This is a genomic window from Sulfitobacter indolifex, assembly GCF_022788655.1.
GTDB lineage: Bacteria > Pseudomonadota > Alphaproteobacteria > Rhodobacterales > Rhodobacteraceae > Sulfitobacter > Sulfitobacter indolifex.
Genome location: NZ_CP084951.1, coordinates 3058945 through 3075268, shown reverse-complemented (window position 1 = coordinate 3075268; position 16324 = coordinate 3058945). Strand labels below are relative to the sequence as shown.

General features: G+C 60.0%; 19 protein-coding genes. 13 read left to right on the top strand and 6 right to left on the bottom strand.

The window, feature by feature from the left end; translation table 11 throughout:
- Positions 1-148: 148 nt before the first annotated feature.
- Positions 149-1108, bottom strand: coding sequence for an L-malyl-CoA/beta-methylmalyl-CoA lyase (locus tag DSM14862_RS15060; protein ID WP_007118136.1), 960 nt, complete (start codon positions 1106-1108; stop codon positions 149-151).
- A 255-nt stretch (positions 1109-1363) separates the two neighbouring features.
- Here DSM14862_RS15060 and dgcN point away from each other — a divergent pair, with 255 nt between their 5' ends.
- The 3 genes from dgcN to DSM14862_RS15045 are packed head-to-tail and all read left to right on the top strand — an operon-like array spanning position 1364 to position 4196.
- Positions 1364-2365, top strand: coding sequence for an N-acetyltransferase DgcN (gene dgcN, locus DSM14862_RS15055; RefSeq protein ID WP_007118134.1), 1002 nt, complete (start codon positions 1364-1366; stop codon positions 2363-2365).
- Between the two features lie 2 nt (positions 2366-2367).
- Positions 2368-3333, top strand: a complete 966-nt coding sequence (gene dgcA / locus DSM14862_RS15050; RefSeq protein WP_007118133.1) for an N-acetyl-D-Glu racemase DgcA — start codon at positions 2368-2370, stop codon at positions 3331-3333.
- 2 nt (positions 3334-3335) lie between these two features.
- Positions 3336-4196 (top strand): D-amino-acid transaminase, encoded by an 861-nt coding sequence (locus DSM14862_RS15045; RefSeq protein WP_007118132.1) that lies wholly within the window; start codon positions 3336-3338, stop codon positions 4194-4196.
- Between the two features lie 3 nt (positions 4197-4199).
- Here DSM14862_RS15045 and DSM14862_RS15040 read toward each other — a convergent pair whose 3' ends face one another.
- The gene (locus DSM14862_RS15040; RefSeq protein ID WP_007118131.1) at positions 4200-4643 is read right to left on the bottom strand and encodes a DMT family transporter; all 444 of its coding nucleotides are present in this window, start codon (positions 4641-4643) and stop codon (positions 4200-4202) included.
- A gap of 106 nt (positions 4644-4749) precedes the next feature.
- Between DSM14862_RS15040 and DSM14862_RS15035 the strand changes: the two genes are divergently transcribed.
- Positions 4750-5208 (top strand): MaoC family dehydratase, encoded by a 459-nt coding sequence (locus DSM14862_RS15035; RefSeq protein WP_007118130.1) that lies wholly within the window; start codon positions 4750-4752, stop codon positions 5206-5208.
- A 17-nt stretch (positions 5209-5225) separates the two neighbouring features.
- On the opposite strand, the gene DSM14862_RS15030 is transcribed toward DSM14862_RS15035, so the two are convergent.
- Together DSM14862_RS15030 and DSM14862_RS15025 are read right to left on the bottom strand one after the other, a co-directional pair.
- A complete protein-coding gene (locus tag DSM14862_RS15030) occupies positions 5226-6212 on the bottom strand; it encodes a calcium-binding protein (protein WP_007118129.1) in 987 nt (328 codons plus the stop codon).
- Positions 6213-6351: 139 nt separating this feature from the next.
- Positions 6352-6663, bottom strand: coding sequence for a DUF1244 domain-containing protein (locus DSM14862_RS15025; RefSeq protein WP_040700694.1), 312 nt, complete (start codon positions 6661-6663; stop codon positions 6352-6354).
- Positions 6664-6817: 154 nt separating this feature from the next.
- Here DSM14862_RS15025 and pyk point away from each other — a divergent pair, with 154 nt between their 5' ends.
- The 5 genes from pyk to DSM14862_RS15000 all read left to right on the top strand — a co-directional run bounded on the left by pyk (position 6818) and on the right by DSM14862_RS15000 (position 10672).
- The gene (pyk, locus tag DSM14862_RS15020; protein WP_007118127.1) at positions 6818-8263 is read left to right on the top strand and encodes a pyruvate kinase; all 1446 of its coding nucleotides are present in this window, start codon (positions 6818-6820) and stop codon (positions 8261-8263) included.
- Positions 8264-8290: 27 nt separating this feature from the next.
- The gene (locus DSM14862_RS15015) at positions 8291-8515 is read left to right on the top strand and encodes a hypothetical protein (protein ID WP_040700298.1); all 225 of its coding nucleotides are present in this window, start codon (positions 8291-8293) and stop codon (positions 8513-8515) included.
- Positions 8516-8651: 136 nt separating this feature from the next.
- Positions 8652-8852, top strand: coding sequence for a 50S ribosomal protein L35 (gene rpmI / locus DSM14862_RS15010; RefSeq protein WP_007118125.1), 201 nt, complete (start codon positions 8652-8654; stop codon positions 8850-8852).
- A 15-nt stretch (positions 8853-8867) separates the two neighbouring features.
- Positions 8868-9233, top strand: coding sequence for a 50S ribosomal protein L20 (rplT, locus tag DSM14862_RS15005; protein ID WP_007118124.1), 366 nt, complete (start codon positions 8868-8870; stop codon positions 9231-9233).
- Positions 9234-9478: 245 nt separating this feature from the next.
- The gene (locus DSM14862_RS15000; protein WP_007118123.1) at positions 9479-10672 is read left to right on the top strand and encodes a Hint domain-containing protein; all 1194 of its coding nucleotides are present in this window, start codon (positions 9479-9481) and stop codon (positions 10670-10672) included.
- Here the strand turns inward: DSM14862_RS15000 and DSM14862_RS14995 are convergent.
- Positions 10661-10873 carry a hypothetical protein gene (locus tag DSM14862_RS14995; RefSeq protein ID WP_007118122.1) on the bottom strand — a complete coding sequence of 71 codons (213 nt, stop codon included), beginning with the start codon at positions 10871-10873 and terminating at the stop codon, positions 10661-10663. The genes DSM14862_RS15000 and DSM14862_RS14995 overlap by 12 nt on opposite strands.
- A 113-nt stretch (positions 10874-10986) precedes the next feature.
- Entirely contained in the window at positions 10987-11661 is a 675-nt protein-coding gene (locus DSM14862_RS14990) for a type 1 glutamine amidotransferase domain-containing protein (protein ID WP_007118121.1), read from the bottom strand.
- A gap of 172 nt (positions 11662-11833) precedes the next feature.
- On the opposite strand from DSM14862_RS14990, the gene pheS reads away from it, so the two are divergent.
- From pheS to DSM14862_RS14970, 4 genes are read left to right on the top strand one after another with little or no spacing between them, the layout of a single operon-like run.
- Positions 11834-12907, top strand: a complete 1074-nt coding sequence (pheS, locus tag DSM14862_RS14985) for a phenylalanine--tRNA ligase subunit alpha (protein ID WP_007118120.1) — start codon at positions 11834-11836, stop codon at positions 12905-12907.
- 7 nt (positions 12908-12914) lie between these two features.
- Positions 12915-13397, top strand: a complete 483-nt coding sequence (locus DSM14862_RS14980; protein WP_007118119.1) for a hypothetical protein — start codon at positions 12915-12917, stop codon at positions 13395-13397.
- The gene (pheT, locus tag DSM14862_RS14975; protein WP_007118118.1) at positions 13394-15790 is read left to right on the top strand and encodes a phenylalanine--tRNA ligase subunit beta; all 2397 of its coding nucleotides are present in this window, start codon (positions 13394-13396) and stop codon (positions 15788-15790) included. Before DSM14862_RS14980 ends, pheT begins: the two co-directional genes overlap by 4 nt.
- A 15-nt stretch (positions 15791-15805) precedes the next feature.
- Positions 15806-16249, top strand: coding sequence for a YtoQ family protein (locus DSM14862_RS14970; protein ID WP_007118117.1), 444 nt, complete (start codon positions 15806-15808; stop codon positions 16247-16249).
- Positions 16250-16324 lie beyond the last annotated feature (75 nt).

The following is a 16324-nucleotide window of genomic DNA, read 5'->3' as shown; positions in this document are numbered from 1 at the left end:
GGCTTGTTGCCCTGTTATATGGAGCGCAACGCGCCGGTTTGCAACGCGGGTTTGAAAGGCAGGCAGGCCCACGCCCTTACCTCTTCATCCTTTCTCAAATACCCGCGGGGGTCCGGGGGCAGCGCCCCCGGCGGTCTTCGACAAGCGCTTAGCTCCCGGCGATCATCTCCGACTGCCGCACCACAACCTCAGCCTGCTTGATGCTGGCGATATCCACCAAGCGCCCCTTATAGACAGTGGCCCCTTCGCCCTTCGCCTTGGCTTCTTCCATCGCAGCCAGAATCTCGCGCGCTTCGGCCACGGCTTCTTCCGAGGGTGTGAACACCTCGTTGCTCAATGCGATCTGCTTGGGATGAATCGCCCATTTTCCCACCATGCCCAGTGTCGCCGAACGCCGCGCTTGGGCGCGGAAACCTTCATCATCCGAGAAGTCGCCAAATGGGCCGTCGACGGGCAGCACGCCATGGGTGCGGCAAGCGGCAACAATAGCGGCCTGCGCCCAGTGCCACGGGTCAGACCAATGTTTTTGATCGCCGCGCTGCATATAGTAATTTTCTTGCGTGCCGCCGATGCCGGTGGTCTGCATGCCCATCGACGCCGCGAAATCGGCGGCCCCCAGCGACATCGCCTGCAAACGCGGCGAGGACGCGGCGATCTCTTCCACATGAGCAATGCCGGCGGCGGATTCGATGATCACCTCAAAGCTAATCTTCTTCTCGCGGCCCATGGCGGTTTCCACCGCAGTCGCGAGCGCGTCAACAGCATAGACATCCGCCGCGCAGCCAACTTTGGGGATCATGATCTGATCGAGGCGCGGCCCCGCCTGTTCCAGCAGATCAACCACATCACGATACCAATAGGGGGTATCCAGCCCATTGATCCGCACCGATAGCGTCTTGTTGCCCCAATCGATCTCCGAGATCGCCTTGATGATATTTTCCCGGGCGCTGTCTTTGTCCGACGGCGCGACGCTGTCCTCAAGGTCAAGGTTGATAACATCCGCATCTGAGGCTGCCATTTTCTCAAAGATCGCCGGGCGGGAACCGGGGCCAAACAATTGGCAGCGGTTCGGACGGGCAGGGGCGGCAGGCTGAATGCGAAAGCTCATGGGGCACCTATGGGTAATAATGTTTCATTAGGGTTCGCCATTCTGGTATGAAATTGCGCCGCCAATCGCAAGGGGATTTCGCACTTGCAGCATTTCGGCCGATTTGCAGCCGGTAAAGCGTGACGCACGATTTTTGCGCGGTGAACGGTAATTTGCCGGAATTGCAGCGCAAAATTGCGCTATCACGTCGACAACGCCACGCACTTGCGTATTCTCGCGCGCAATATGCGGACAAATCAATGCCGGAGGCTTGCCATGATCAAAACCCCTTATATGCTGTTTTTAGGCGACGCGCCTGATGCCCTGTCCGCCAAGGTTGCCCAAGGCATTAAAGATTGGCGCCCCGACAATGCCGTGGGTCAGTTCCGTATGGACGGCTGCAAAGCTGATCTCGGACTGCAAGACATGACCTTGGCCGAGGCGCGTGAGGCCGGGGCAGAGACTTTGGTCATTGGTGTCGCGAACCGGGGCGGCAAAATCAGCGCGGCATGGAAAGAGGTGCTGATCGAGGCGTTGAACATGGGTTTCGACATTGCGTCCGGCCTGCACAACCTTTTGCGCAACGAAGCTGATCTGGTCTCAGCTGCCGTAGCCAATGGCACCACCCTGCATGATGTGCGCGTGCCCAGCGTCGAGTATCCGATCGCAGACGGCAAAAAACGCAGCGGCAAGCGGGTCTTGGCCGTGGGCACCGATTGCTCGGTCGGCAAGATGTACACGGCCTTGGCATTGGATGAGGCGATGCGCGAAAAGGGCATGAAGAGCACTTTCCGCGCCACGGGCCAGACCGGCATTCTAATCACCGGCGAAGGCGTGCCGTTGGATGCGGTGATTGCCGATTTCATGGCCGGGTCGGTGGAATATCTCACGCCCGACAACGATGATGACCATTGGGACATCATCGAAGGGCAGGGCAGCCTGTTCCATGTTTCTTATTCTGGGGTGACCATGGCCCTGATCCACGGCGGCCAACCCGATGCGCTGATCCTCTGCCATGAGCCGACACGGACCCATATGCGCGGCCTGCCGGAATACAGCCTGCCGAGCATGGAAGCCGTGCGTGATGTGGCCCTGACGCTGGCGCAGGTGGCTAACCCCGCCTGCAAAGTCGTTGGCATCTCGGTCAACACTTACCACATGTCCGAAGCCGAGGCGGATGCCTATCTGGCAGAGGTCGAAGAGCGTCTGGGCCTGCCCGCCGTTGATCCGTTCCGCCAAGGGGCGGCACGGTTGGCGGATGCGCTGGCGGCGCTGTGACCATGCAGATCGACGTTATCGCAGATACATTCAAACTGGCGCAGGTCTTTACCATCAGTCGTGGCTCGCGGACCGAGGCTAAAGTGCTGACCGTCCGCATCACCGATGGCGGCGTGACCGGCTGGGGCGAATGCGTGCCCTACGCCCGCTATGACGAAACCCTCGAATCGGTCACTGCAGAGATTAATGGCCTGCCCGGCGATATCACGCGGCAAGCGCTCTATGATCTGCTGCCGGCGGGTGCTGCCCGTAATGCAGTGGACTGCGCGCTGTGGGATCTGGAGGCCAAACGTGCGGGCAAACGCGTGTGGGAGCTGGCCGGGTTGACCGCGCCGGGGCCGGAGGTCACGGCCTATACCCTGTCACTGGACGCGCCCGAGGCAATGCGCGCGCAGGCGGCGAAGCACAGCCACCGGCCCCTGCTCAAGATCAAACTCGGCACGCCCGATGACATGCCGCGCCTTGAAGCCGTACGCGCGGGTGCGCCGGAGGCCACGATCATCATCGACGCCAATGAGGGCTGGTCGGCCGAGGTCTACGCCGATCTTGCGCCGCATCTGGTGCGTCTTGGTGTGGCGCTGGTTGAACAACCTCTGCCCGCAGGTGAAGACGACGCGCTGTTGGGCATGGACCGGCCCGTGCCCGTCTGCGCCGACGAAAGCTGTCATGACCGCGCCAGCCTGCCGGGCCTCAAGGGCAAATACGATGTGGTGAACATCAAGCTCGACAAGACCGGCGGGTTGACCGAAGCGCTGGCGCTGCGTGATGCAGCACTTGCCGAAGGGTTCGACGTGATGGTCGGCTGTATGGTCGGATCGTCGCTGGCCATGGCCCCCGCGACGCTGGTGGCCCAAGGCGCAAAGGTGGTTGATCTTGACGGCCCGCTGCTTCTGGCCGAAGACCGCGAGAATGCATTGAAATTTGACGGCGCGGGCGTGCATCCCCCCGTGGCCGCGCTCTGGGGGTGACCATGAGAACTGTCTATGTAAACGGCGAATACCTACCCGAGGATCAGGCCAAGATCTCGATCTTTGACCGGGGGTTTCTGATGGCCGATGGGGTCTATGAGGTGACGAGCGTGCTGGATGGCAAGCTGATCGCTTTCGACGGCCATGCCGAACGCCTGACCCGTTCGATGAACGAGCTCGACATGCGCGCGCCTGCCACCACCGAAGAGCTGTTGGAAATCCACCGCGAATTGGTGCGCCTGAACGACATCAAAGACGGGCTGATCTATCTTCAGGTTACGCGCGGGTCGGATGGCGACCGCGATTTTGCCTTCCCTGATCCCGAAACCACCGCGCCTTCGCTGGTGCTGTTCACCCAGTCGAAGCCAGGGCTGGCCGACAATCCGGCCGCGCGTGACGGCATCCGCGTGATCAGCATTGAGGACATCCGCTGGGGCCGCCGTGACATTAAAACGGTGCAACTGCTTTACCCGTCGATGGGCAAGATGATGGCCAAGAAGGCCGGTGTTGAAGATGCTTGGATGGTTGAGGATGGTTTCGTCACCGAGGGCACATCGAACAACGCCTATATCGTGAAAGACGGCAAGATCGTCACGCGCGAAACCTCCAGCGATATCCTGCACGGCATCACCCGCAAGGCGGTGCTGGAACTGGCCCGTGAGGCGCAGATGCAGGTGGAAGAGCGTAACTTTACCATCGAAGAGGCGCAGCAGGCGGATGAGGCGTTTGTGACCTCGGCCAGCGCCTTCGTGACGCCTGTGGTTGAGATTGACGGCGCCAAGGTTGGCAGCGGCACGCCAGGTAAGCTTGCCCCGCGTCTGCGCGAAATCTATCTCGAAGAGATGCGCAAAACCGCGATCTGACGCTCAGAACCGCGATAAAACAAGCCCCGCCGCCACCAGCGCGGCGGCGGCGATGCGGGTGGGGGTGATGGCCTGCACCGTTAGGCCTAAAAGCCCCGTCGCATCAATGACCAGTGCTGCGCTGAGTTGGCCGAGGATCAGCGCCGAGATCACCGTAAGCGCCCCCAGCGTCGGGATCGCCCAGAGCACCGACCAGACGTAGAATGCCCCGAGCACCCCACCCAACAGCAAGACCGGCGGCGCGGAAAACGCACGTGGCAACGCACCCAGCTCGCCGCGTATCAGCAGCACCGCCAAGAGTATCGCAAAGCCCACGCCAAAAGATACCGCCGCCGCAGCCACACCGCTGCCGATGTTGCGGCCCAAGGCGGCGTTGATCGGCGTCTGCAAAGCCACGGCGGCCCCTGCGACGGCCACGATGATAAGGGCAAGGATTGGGGTGTTCATGATGTCTCCGCTTTGGTTTCATCCAGCATGTAAGTTGGCCCGCCGGACGCAAGGGCTTTCGCCGGGCGGGGGATCGTGGCTAGGGTGGCGCGGGCAGGAGGCAGTGATGCGCAACGAGATTGACCGGGCAGAGATGGAAGCCGCCGTGGGCCGTGAGCTGGGTGTTTCGCCGTGGTTTATGATGGATCAGGCGCGGATCGACGCTTTTGCCGATGTGACCGAGGATCATCAGTTCATCCATGTCGATCTCGTCCGCGCCGCAGAAACCGATTTCGGCGGCACCGTGGCGCATGGGATGCTGACCCTGTCGATGATGTCGGGCATGGCCTATGGCGCGCTGCCGGTGATGGCGGGGGCGAAGGCGTCGATCAACTATGGGTTCGACAGCGTGCGGTTCATAGCGCCTGTGCATTCAGGCAAGCGTATCCGCGGGCGGTTCACATTGGCCGAGGCACAGACGCGAGGGCGCGGCGATCTGATGGCCCGTTTCGCGGCCACGGTTGAGGTCGAGGGCGCGGAGCGGCCCGCACTGAAGGCGGATTGGCTCGTGCTCTACCTGTTTTAGCGGCCCCCTGTTTGCGGTTAGGCGGCGAATTCCACGAGGCTGATGTTCGGAATGTCCGCCTCGCTTAGCCCTTCCAATATGCCGAGGGTCACGCCCGTTCTTTGCACCAAAACGGCTGCGCGGTCTGGGTCGTGGATCAGCTCCACCGGATCGGTTGAATATGTATCGATGGAGAGTAGATCGTCATCGGTATTGAAATCAGTGATTATGATCGCTGGTTCTTCGGCATAGTCCGAATGATTGAGGCTAAAAAGGTCTTCGCCGTCGCCGCCCGTGCCTATGTCGCCATCATCGAGCAGCAGATGATCGTTGCCCGCGCCGCCATCGACCGTATCAGGGGAACTGGTGCCGTCCAGCGCGCGGATCACATCGTCACCCGCTTCGCCATAAAGCGCGTCATAGCCTCGGCCTTCGAGGATGACATCATCGCCCGTCCCACCGTAGACCGTATCATTGCCCCAATTCACTAAACCATAGGCCGCGCCGCTGTCGTCGCCCTCACCCATGTAGATCAGATCATCGCCATACCCCCCGGTGAGCGTGTCGTTGCCCGCGCCGCCGATCAGCGTGTCATCGTCGTTCTCGCCGCTTATATGGTCATCGCCCGCGCCGCCATTGATGTTATCATCGCCATTGCCGCCAATGCCGCGATCTGCGCCGTCGCCCAAAGTGATCGTGTCATCGCCGAAGTCACCCCAAACGCGGTCGTCGCCACCACGGGCGTCGATAACATCATTGCCGTCGTGGCCCGCGATATCATCAACGTTGTCACTTCCGGTAATCGTATCGTCGCCCTCACGCCCTGCTATAAATCCGCCATCATCCCGCGCGACGATGATGTCATCGCCATCGGAGCCACGAAAGGATTCGACGTCATCGGGCACAAACAAAGTATCCGGCGGCTCGGGCGGGTCTTCGGGGCGATCCTCTTCTGAATCGTCGTCGATGATATTGAAGATAAGGCCGAGGCCCAACAATGCAGGTAAAGCGAAAAGGGCAAGCATAGGGCAATCTCCTGAGAAGAACGCCTTGAATGCTTGCCTGGATATAGGTTTCAATCAAGTCGCATGTAAGCTTTTTTGTTTCTTCTATGGGGTCAATGCTGATCTATGATCGGGTATTGTTTCGATTTGATGGTCCAATTTAGCCCTTCCCGACATTCTCCTCGAAGGCGGTCTTGAACGCCTCTTTCTGGCTGTCCTTCGCTTCGGTCTGATAGTTGGCTTTCCAATCATCCATCGTCATCCCGTAGAACAGCTCGCGCGCCTCTTCCTTGCCCATGTCGATGCCACGCTCGTTTGCGGCTTCTTGGTACCAGCGCGACAGGCAGTTGCGGCAAAACCCGGCGAGGTTCATCATGTCGATGTTCTGTACATCGGTCCGGTCTTCCATCAGGTGCTTTTGCAAGCGGCGAAAAGCGGCGGCTTGCAGTTCGATTTCTTGTTGGCTGGGCATGGCAGCTTCCTTTTCATATGGCTGGACGGCAGAGCGATAGGCCGTCATTCTGATGAAACCTTTGACAGGCACACATAGGGGCGGTAGGCCATCAACAAGTCGATGTTACCGTTAACATTCCCCATGGGGCGACACAGGACACGAAGGAACAGATATGAGACGTTTGCGCAATGTAAAGATCGTGGCCACGCTTGGGCCGGCCTCTGAGACACGCGAGATGATCGGCGCATTGCACAAAGCGGGTGCAGATGTCTTTCGGCTGAACATGAGCCACGGCAGCCATGACGAGATCCGCGAGAAACACCGAATCATCCGCGAAATTGAAAAAGAGACCGGCGGCGCAATTGGCATTTTGGCTGACCTTCAGGGGCCAAAGCTGCGTGTGGGCGTGTTCCAAGGAGACGGCCCAACGTTGGAAGTGGGTGCCGCCTTCCGGCTGGACCTTGATGAGACGCCGGGCGATGTGAATCGTGTTTGCCTGCCGCATCCTGAAATTTTCGCGGCGTTAGAGCCGGGCGCGAGCCTGCTGGTCAATGACGGTAAAATCCGTCTGAAGGTGCGCGACTGTGGCCCTGATTTCGCCGATTGCGAGGTGGTGACAGGTGGTGTGATCTCGAACCGCAAAGGTGTGAACGTGCCCGACGTGCTGCTGCCCTTGGCGGCCCTGTCGGAGAAAGACCGGGCAGATCTGGAATTTGTCTGCGAATTGGGTGTCGACTGGCTCGCCCTCAGCTTTGTGCAGCGGCCTGAAGATGTGACCGAAGCGCGTGATCTGGTTAAAGGCCGGGCCGCAATCCTGTCGAAGATCGAAAAGCCATCGGCGGTAGAGCGTTTTGAAGCCATCCTTGAGGTCAGCGATGGCATTATGGTGGCGCGCGGCGATCTGGGCGTGGAACTGCCGGTGCAGAACGTGCCGCCGATCCAAAAGCGTCTGGTGCGCAAATGCCGCGCGGCGGCCAAGCCGGTGATCGTGGCCACGCAGATGCTGGAATCGATGATCGAAAGCCCGATGCCGACCCGCGCCGAAGTGTCGGACGTGGCCACTGCGATCTATGAAGGCGCGGATGCTGTGATGCTGAGCGCCGAGTCCGCCGCTGGGGACTACCCATTGGAAGCCGTGGCAACGATGGACAATGTCGCCCAAGAGGTTGAGGCCGATCCGACTTATACGCAGATCATCGAATCCTCGCGTACCGCCGTTCGGACCACCGTGGCCGATGGGATCGTTGCCGCCGCGCGTGAGATTGCGGAGACGACGGACATCAAGGCGATTTGCTGTTTCACCCAATCGGGGACCACAGCGCTGCTGACCGCACGCGAGCGGCCCCGTGTACCAATCATCGCGCTGTCGCCTTTGGTGAACACTGCCCGTCGTCTGGCGCTAAGCTGGGGGACGAATTGCATCATCACCGATGGGCATGATCGGTTTAAACTGGCTGTCATCAGCGCGGCGCGCGCTGCCTTGTCAGAGGGGTACGCCGGGCCGGAGGATCATATCGTGGTGACCGCAGGCGTGCCCTTCAACGTGCCGGGCAGCACCAACATCCTGCGGGTGGCCCCTTGCGACGAACGTTTGATTTACGCCTCTGATCCAGAGTAGCCTTTCCCCAGTAAGGGGAGGGCGTGCGTGAACTCTGATTTGACTATGGTCGTGGGCATCGTTCTGGCGGTGTTGTCGATCCCCTCAATACTCTCTGCGGTGACCGATCGTCGGTCGCCGCGCGTCTCGGCGATCACGGTCCTGATTGCCGGCGGCTTGATTGTTTACGCATTGCAGAAAAATCCGGGGCGCTATTCCTTTGAGAACCTGCCGGATGTCTTTGTCTCGGTTGTGGCAGACCTGCTGCCCTAGGGCTGTTTGCCGCGCCGCTCAAAACCTCTTGCATCCTTAGCCAAGCGCGCCTATACGGCGCATCTTAGCCTGCACGACCGGCCGAAAGTGGCATGCCGAGTCGTGTTTATACCGAACTCAAAAGACGGAGACGGAAATGCCCAAGATGAAGACGAAATCGAGCGCCAAAAAGCGCTTTAAGGTCTCGGCGACTGGTAAGGTCATCGGCAGCCAAGCTGGCAAACAGCACGGCATGATCAAACGGACCAACAAGTTCATCCGTAACGCACGCGGCACGACAACACTGTCCGAGCCCGATGCAAAGATCATCAAGGGCTTCATGCCCTACGCCCGCTGATATAGGAGTACCGAGATGTCCCGAGTAAAAGGTGGTACAGTCACCCACGCGCGTCACAAAAAGATCATCAAAGCCGCAAAAGGCTATTATGGTCGGCGCAAAAACGTCTTCAAGGTCGCCACGCAGGCGGTCGACAAGGCCAACCAATATGCAACGCGTGACCGTAAGAATCGCAAGCGCAACTTCCGCGCTCTGTGGATCCAGCGGATCAACGCCGCCGTGCGCAGCCACGACGAGGCGCTGACATACAGCCGCTTCATCAATGGTCTGTCGCTGGCCGGTATCGAAGTGGACCGTAAGGTTCTGGCCGATCTGGCCGTGCATGAGCCCGAAGCCTTTGGCGCGATCGTCAAGCAGGCACAGGACGCACTGGCAGCCTAAGCTGACTTTGCATTGAATTTTAGAAAGCCCCGCCCCACGGCGGGGCTTTTTGCATGTCTGGCCGGGTGCTGCGCAGAAGGTCGGACTTAATCTTGCCTCAATAAATCCTTGCCGTGGCCATGCCCTTTCCTCAGCCGTAAGACAATGTGCCTCAACGACTGGGCACTGTGCAAAGAATCTGCACAGGTGGCGTGGTAATTCATGTTGCTGGTTGGCAGGTTATTTATAAAAAGGTGGGGACGTTTATGCCCGCAATAGTGATTAATAGGTTAGATGAGGATCCGCATGAGACGGTCCACGGCATCCGCGACGATACCAGTTCGCGCGGCGTCGATCTGGAAGGCGCGCGGATCACGCTGACCTATGCGGATGGAACCACCGAAACGCTTACGTGGCACGCGACGGACGCGTATACAAACGGCGCGGCGGTCGGTGAGCATTCAAAAATGTCCTTCGGCTTTGATTGGCACCATCTGGAAACCACCAAGCCGCTGGCAACCATGGAGATTGACCTCCAGCCCGCGAGCTCTGTTTTTGATACAACCTATGCGCTGGATGACGATCCAAACGGCGGCTCAACCCCCGGTTCGCTTGATGGGTTTCCTTTCCGGCTGGGTGAGGGGTCTCAGGATTTAGCCGGTGACCTTGAGGTGACCTATTCCGGTATCGTCAATCTGGCGGGAAGCCCCCCTGCGGGCGATCTCTTTACCACGATGACCGTTGATTTCTCAGACCTGCCCAAAGGTGGGTTGCTGGGAGATCTGACATGGAACTCTGATATTGATACGATGAGCAAGGATGGCGACCTTGTTTCGACGGGCGTAGCTTGTTTCACACGGGGCACGTTGATCACCACCGACAGGGGCGATCTGCCAGTTGAGGCATTGTCACCCGGCATGCGCGTCTTAACCCAAGGCGGCTATCAAGAGCTGGTCACCGCGCTGCGGCGTTGTGTGGACGCGCCCGAGCTTGCCAGAAACCCCAAGCTTTACCCCATCCGTATCACTGCAGGCGCATTGGGCGCGGGGCTGCCCAAGCGCGACCTTATTGTGTCCCGCCAGCACCGCATGGTGGCGCGGTCCGGCATCGTCAAACGCATGTGCGGTGCGATGACGGTACTGGTCGCCGCCATCCGGCTTACCGAGCTGCCGGGGATCACTGTCGAGGATAAGGTCGAACGGGTCGAGTACTTTCATCTGATCTTTAAAGAGCATCAAATCATCTATGCAGAAGGCGCACCGACCGAGAGTTTCCTGCTTAACGCTGACACTGCAAAGACAATTGGTCATGCGCAGCGTGAAGAGTTCGCCCGACTATTTCCTGATCAGGTTGTCAGCAGCGATTTCGGCCCGTCTGCCCAGCCAATCCCTTCAGGAAACATGCAAAAGCGGCTGGTCGAAAGACACAAGAAGAACGGGCGCGAATTGCTATCGGTCTAGCGTGTCGGGGTCATAGGGGTTTCGGCTGACAGATGTCAGGCTGATGCCCTCAAGCGACGCTTGGTGCGAGATCGCCTTTTCTGTTCGGCCCAGCTGTACGCCGATCACGCTGGCCGAAGTGCCCTCAGCTGCGAGAATGCGCAGCTGGTCCAAGTCGTCCGCGCTCCAAGGTGCGCCGGTGGTGCGGTCATAGTTTGCCATGTCGGGGGCTCCTTCCAGAAAGAAAACACGGCACGGCCTTTGACGGTTCCCACAAAGAAAAAGGGGGCACAATGTTGCGCCCCCCCCCCCCTCATGCGTCGCTTACCAAACCGTTACTTCAACAGTGCCAGCATTTCTTTCGCCGCTTCTTCGGAAGAGGCGGGGTTCTGGCCGGTCACCAACTTGCCGTCGACCAGCACATATGATGCCCAATCGTCGCCTTTGCTGTACTCGCCACCGTTCTTCTTCAGCATGTCTTCGACCAAGAAAGGCACCACATCGGTAAGGCCAACGCCCTCTTCTTCGGTGTTGGTAAAGCCGGTGACGCGCTTGCCGGAAACCAGCGGCTTACCTTCATGTTCGGTGTCTCTGAACACGGCAGGCGCGTGGCAGACGGCACCAACAGGGCGGTCGGAAGCCCAGAAGGTTTCAATCAAGCGCTTGCTGTCGGCGTCATTGGCCAGATCCCACAGCGGGCCGTGGCCGCCGGGGTAGAAGATCGCGTCGAAACCGTCCGCATCCACATCGCCCAGCACTTTGGTCGAGCCGAGGGCTTTCTGAGCGGCTTCGTCGTCTTTGAAACGGCGGGTCGCATCGGTCTGCGCGTCGTCGCTGTCGCTGTTGGGGTCGAGCGGCGGCTGGCCGCCTTTGGGCGAGGCGAGGGTCACGTCGGCGCCAGCGTCTTTAAAGACGTAGTAGGGCGCGGCGAATTCTTCGAGCCAGAAGCCGGTTTTATTGCCGGTGTCGCCAAGCTCATCATGCGATGTCAGAACCATCAGGATTTTCATAGTCTCTCCTTTCGGGGGAGTTTGAGCGCGCCGCTGCCAAGAGGGCGCGCCGAGGGGATGCGGCCTAACGCTTGGCAGAGGTGGTGGTTCCCCCATGCCGTCACAACCCCTACGGCTTGCATTCGCAGGGCGGGAGGGCTAGCAGGACGGGGTATTATTCCAAGGGCCTGTCATGGACGATCTGAAGCAAAAGTACCTGAGCCAAATCGCCGATGCCGGTGACGAATCCGCATTGGAAGACATCCGGCTGGCTGCCGTGGGCAAGAAAGGCGAAGTGGCGCTGAAGATGCGCGAGCTTGGCAAGATGACCCCCGAAGAACGGCAGGTCGCTGGCCCCGCGCTGAACGCGCTGAAGGACGAAATCAACTCGGCGCTGTCCGCCAAGAAGGCAGCACTTGGCGATGCCGCGCTAGATGAGCGCCTGCGCAGCGAATGGCTCGACGTGACCCTGCCGACGCGGCACCAGCGTCAGGGCAGCATCCACCCGGTCAGCCAAGTCACCGAAGAGCTAACCGCGATCTTCGCCGAGATGGGTTTCTCGGTCGCCGAAGGCCCGCGCATTGACACCGATTGGTACAACTTCGACGCGCTGAACATCCCTGGCCACCACCCCGCGCGGGCCGAGATGGACACGTTCTATATGGCCCGTGCTGAGGGCGACGAGCGTGCCCCGCATGTGCTGCGCACCCACACCTCCCCGGTGCAGATCCGCACGATGGAGGCCGAAGGCGCGCCCCTGCGCATCATCTGCCCCGGCGGTGTCTACCGTGCCGATTACGACCAGACCCACACGCCGATGTTCCATCAGGTCGAAGGTCTGGCGATCGACAAGGACATCTCTATGGCGAACCTCAAGTGGACGCTTGAGGAATTCTTTGCCGCCTTCTTTGAGATTGACGGCATCAAAACCCGCTTCCGCGCCTCGCACTTCCCCTTCACCGAACCTTCGGCTGAAGTCGATATCCAGTGCTCTTGGGTCGACGGCCAGCTGCGCATTGGCGAAGGCGACGGCTGGATGGAAGTGCTGGGCTCCGGCATGGTGCACCCCAAGGTGCTGGCCGCGGGCGGGATCGACCCGAACGAATGGCAGGGCTTTGCCTTTGGCATGGGGATCGACCGGATCGCGATGCTGAAATACGGGATTCCGGATCTGCGGGCGTTCTTTGATTCAGACCTGCGCTGGCTGCGGCATTATGGGTTCGCGAGTTTGGATCAGCCGAATTTGCATGGTGGGTTGAGTAGGTGACGTGTGAATGACTGCCTTGGATAATATCAGGGAAGACTTTTTCTGGTTTCCAAGCGCAGTCGTTTGGATTGGTGAATTAGTAGCTAATCTTAGTCCTCTTATTGGATTGATGGGAGCGATTTACCTTTACTACAAGAAAGAAGAGGCATCTCGGTATGCTGAAAATAGACGAGAACGTATTACTCTTTATAGAGGCTTCATGGCGCAGGTTGAGAAATCTACTGCCGTCTTCCAACGCGATAAGACCGAAAACTGGCATCTTCATGAAGAAATCCGCAAGCTTTGGGCTTTGCAGTCCGAAATCGCACTAGTCGGTTCAGATGCAGCTATTGAAGCGAGTGCACATGTTGTGACTGCAATTAACGACCTGTTTCTATCAGAAGATGGGTGCGTAATTTCGCGTGATGGCGAGACCAGAACGACTTGGGGAAATGTGGTGTTTGCCGGGAAAGACGCTACACAAAAGTTAAGGGAAGACCTAGATAAATGAAATTCACTCTCTCCTGGCTCAAGGACCATCTCGACACCACGGCGTCGATTGATGAGATCACCTATGCCCTGACCGACCTCGGCCTCGAAGTCGAAGGCGTCGAGAACCCGGCAGCGAAGTTGGCCGACTTTACCCTCGGCTATGTGCAATCGGCCGAGAAACACCCCGATGCCGACCGGCTGAACGTCTGTCAGGTGGAAACCGACGAAGGCGTCATGCAGATCATCTGCGGCGCGCCGAATGCGCGGGCGGGCATCACCGTCGTTGTGGCCAAGCCGGGCGTCTATGTGCCGGGGATCGACACGACCATCGGCGTCGGCAAAATTCGCGGCGTTGAGAGCTTCGGCATGATGGCCTCTGAGCGCGAGATGGAGTTGAGCGAAGAGCACGACGGCATCATCGAGCTGCCCTCTGGTAAGCCCGGCGACCGTTTCATTGATTGGCTGGCCGAGAATGACTCGGCCAAGGTCGACCCGGTGATCGAGATCGCCATTACACCCAACCGCCCCGACGCGCTCGGCGTGCGCGGCATTGCGCGTGACCTCGCGGCGCGGGGCTTGGGCAAGTTGAAGCCGCGCGATTGCGATGCGGTTGAAGGTAGCTTTGCTGCGCCCATCAGCGTCAGCATTGACGACGACACGCTGGACGGCTGCCCGGTGTTCTATGGTCGCGTGATCAAGGGCGTGAAGAACGGCCCCAGCCCGGCGTGGCTGCAAGATTGCCTGCGCGCCATTGGGCTGCGTCCGATCTCTTTCCTCGTGGATGTGACCAACTTCTTCACCTTCGACCGCAACCGCCCGCTGCATGTTTTTGACGCCGATAAGGTCAAAGGCAACCTGCGCGTTCACCGCGCCAAGGGCGGCGAAGAGATCGTGGCGTTGGACGACAAGACCTACACCCTGCAAGCGGGGCAGATGGTTATCTCCGACGATAGCGGTGTGGAAAGCATCGCCGGCATCATGGGCGGTGAAGCGACAGGCGTGACCGAAGACACCGTGAACGTCTTTGTCGAGAGCGCCTATTGGGATCCGGTGCAGATCGCCTATGCGGGCCGCGCGCTCAAGATCAACTCCGACGCGCGCTACCGTTTCGAGCGGGGCGTGGACCCGGCATGGACGCCTTATGGCATCGAACATGCCACGCGGATGATCCTCGATCACGCGGGCGGCGAAGCGTCTGAGGTTGTGGTTGCGGGGCAGGTGCCGGACACCCGCCGCGCTTACAAGCTGGACGCGGCCAAAGTGCAGTCGCTGGTCGGTATGACGATCCCCGAGAGCGACCAGCGCCAGACGTTGACCGCGTTAGGCTTCCAGCTCGACGGTGACATGGCGCAGGTGCCAAGCTGGCGGCCCGATGTGCAGGGTGAGGCCGATCTGGTGGAAGAGGTCGCGCGGATTGCCTCGCTGACCAAGTTGGAGGGTAAACCCCTGCCGCGCCTCACGTCCGGCGTGCCGCGCCCCGTGCTCTCGCCGATGCAGCGCCGCGTGGTGACCGCACGGCGCACGGCGGCGGCGCTCGGGTACAATGAATGCGTGACCTACAGCTTCATCGATCAGGCCTCTGCCGCGCTCTTTGGTGGTGGCACGGATGAGACGCGCCTCGAAAACCCGATCTCCTCAGATATGAGCCACATGCGCCCCGATCTGCTGCCCGGCCTGTTGCAGGCTGCCGCCCGCAATCAGGCGCGTGGCTTTGCTGACATGGCGCTGTTTGAGGTTGGTCCGGCCTTCTCTGGCGGTGAGCCGGGCGAGGAGCAGATGATGGTCAGCGGCCTGTTGGTGGGCCGCACTGGCCCGCGTGACCTGCATGGCGCAGCGCGCGCGGTTGATGTGTTTGATGCTAAGGCCGATGCCGAGGCCGTGCTGGCCGCCATCGGTGCGCCCGCCAAGGTGCAAATCCTGCGGGGTGCTTCGGAGTGGTGGCATCCGGGCCGTCACGGCAAAATCTGCCTTGGCCCGAAAAAGGTGCTGGGCGTCTTTGGCGAAGTGCACCCCCGCGTTCTGGCTGCGATGGACGTCAAAGGCCCGGCAATGGCCTTCACCATCTGGCCTGCCGAAGTGCCGTTGCCGCGTAAATCCGGTGCCACGCGCCCAGCGTTGCAGATCAGCGATCTTCAGGCGGTCGAGCGTGACTTTGCCTTTGTCGTCGATGCCGATGTTGAGGCGCTGGCATTGGTGAATGCCGCCAAGGGTGCCGACAAGAACCTGATCGAAGACGTGCGCGTTTTTGACGAGTTCATTGGCGGCAGCCTTGGCGAAGGCAAGAAATCCCTCGCCATCACCGTGCGTTTGCAGCCGAGTGACAAGACGCTGAAAGATGCCGACATCGAAGCGGTTGGTGCCAAGGTTGTTGAAAAGGTGACCAAAGCCACGGGCGGCGTGCTGCGCGGCTGAACGAAAGGACGAGCGATGAAAGTCTATCTCTCCGGTGAAATCCACACCGACTGGCGCGAACAGATCATCACAGGGGCCGAAGGGCTCGACGTGACATTCTCAGCGCCGGTCACTGACCACGCCGCGAGCGATGATTGCGGCGTGGCGATCCTTGGGCCTGAGGCCGACAATTTCTGGCACGACCGCAAAGGCGCGCAGATCAACGCGATCCGAACCCGCAAGGCGATTGCTGACGCGGATGTGGTCGTGGTGCGCTTTGGCGAGCAGTATAAACAGTGGAACGCAGCCTTTGACGCGGGCTATGCCGCGGCTCTGGGCAAGTCGCTGATCATTCTGCACGGGGCGGATCACGCGCATGCGTTGAAAGAGGTCGATGCGGCCGCGTTGGCCGTGGCTTCGGACCCCGCTCAGGTGGTCGAGATTCTGCGCTATGTGCTGACCGGTGCGCTGCCAGAGTGACGCCGCAGCAGGGCTAGTCGCGGCAAAGTTTAACATTTATCAATGCTTAGTAGGCGAATCGATTCGGCAGCGTAG

What these genes read in the sequence shown, in the direction of transcription:
- DSM14862_RS15030 (WP_007118129.1), bottom strand. Translation starts at nt 6,212, where the DNA reads ATGCTTGCCCTTTTCGCTTTACCTGCATTGTTGGGCCTCGGCCTTATC.
- DSM14862_RS15025 (WP_040700694.1), bottom strand. Translation starts at nt 6,663, where the DNA reads ATGCCCAGCCAACAAGAAATCGAACTGCAAGCCGCCGCTTTTCGCCGC.
- DSM14862_RS14990 (WP_007118121.1), bottom strand. Translation starts at nt 11,661, where the DNA reads ATGAAAATCCTGATGGTTCTGACATCGCATGATGAGCTTGGCGACACC.
- rpmI (WP_007118125.1), top strand. Translation starts at nt 8,652, where the DNA reads ATGCCCAAGATGAAGACGAAATCGAGCGCCAAAAAGCGCTTTAAGGTC.
- pheS (WP_007118120.1), top strand. Translation starts at nt 11,834, where the DNA reads ATGGACGATCTGAAGCAAAAGTACCTGAGCCAAATCGCCGATGCCGGT.
- DSM14862_RS14980 (WP_007118119.1), top strand. Translation starts at nt 12,915, where the DNA reads ATGACTGCCTTGGATAATATCAGGGAAGACTTTTTCTGGTTTCCAAGC.
- DSM14862_RS15040 (WP_007118131.1), bottom strand. Translation starts at nt 4,643, where the DNA reads ATGAACACCCCAATCCTTGCCCTTATCATCGTGGCCGTCGCAGGGGCC.
- DSM14862_RS15035 (WP_007118130.1), top strand. Translation starts at nt 4,750, where the DNA reads ATGCGCAACGAGATTGACCGGGCAGAGATGGAAGCCGCCGTGGGCCGT.
- pyk (WP_007118127.1), top strand. Translation starts at nt 6,818, where the DNA reads ATGAGACGTTTGCGCAATGTAAAGATCGTGGCCACGCTTGGGCCGGCC.
- DSM14862_RS14970 (WP_007118117.1), top strand. Translation starts at nt 15,806, where the DNA reads ATGAAAGTCTATCTCTCCGGTGAAATCCACACCGACTGGCGCGAACAG.
- dgcA (WP_007118133.1), top strand. Translation starts at nt 2,368, where the DNA reads ATGCAGATCGACGTTATCGCAGATACATTCAAACTGGCGCAGGTCTTT.
- pheT (WP_007118118.1), top strand. Translation starts at nt 13,394, where the DNA reads ATGAAATTCACTCTCTCCTGGCTCAAGGACCATCTCGACACCACGGCG.
- DSM14862_RS14995 (WP_007118122.1), bottom strand. Translation starts at nt 10,873, where the DNA reads ATGGCAAACTATGACCGCACCACCGGCGCACCTTGGAGCGCGGACGAC.
- DSM14862_RS15060 (WP_007118136.1), bottom strand. Translation starts at nt 1,108, where the DNA reads ATGAGCTTTCGCATTCAGCCTGCCGCCCCTGCCCGTCCGAACCGCTGC.
- rplT (WP_007118124.1), top strand. Translation starts at nt 8,868, where the DNA reads ATGTCCCGAGTAAAAGGTGGTACAGTCACCCACGCGCGTCACAAAAAG.
- DSM14862_RS15000 (WP_007118123.1), top strand. Translation starts at nt 9,479, where the DNA reads ATGCCCGCAATAGTGATTAATAGGTTAGATGAGGATCCGCATGAGACG.
- dgcN (WP_007118134.1), top strand. Translation starts at nt 1,364, where the DNA reads ATGATCAAAACCCCTTATATGCTGTTTTTAGGCGACGCGCCTGATGCC.
- DSM14862_RS15045 (WP_007118132.1), top strand. Translation starts at nt 3,336, where the DNA reads ATGAGAACTGTCTATGTAAACGGCGAATACCTACCCGAGGATCAGGCC.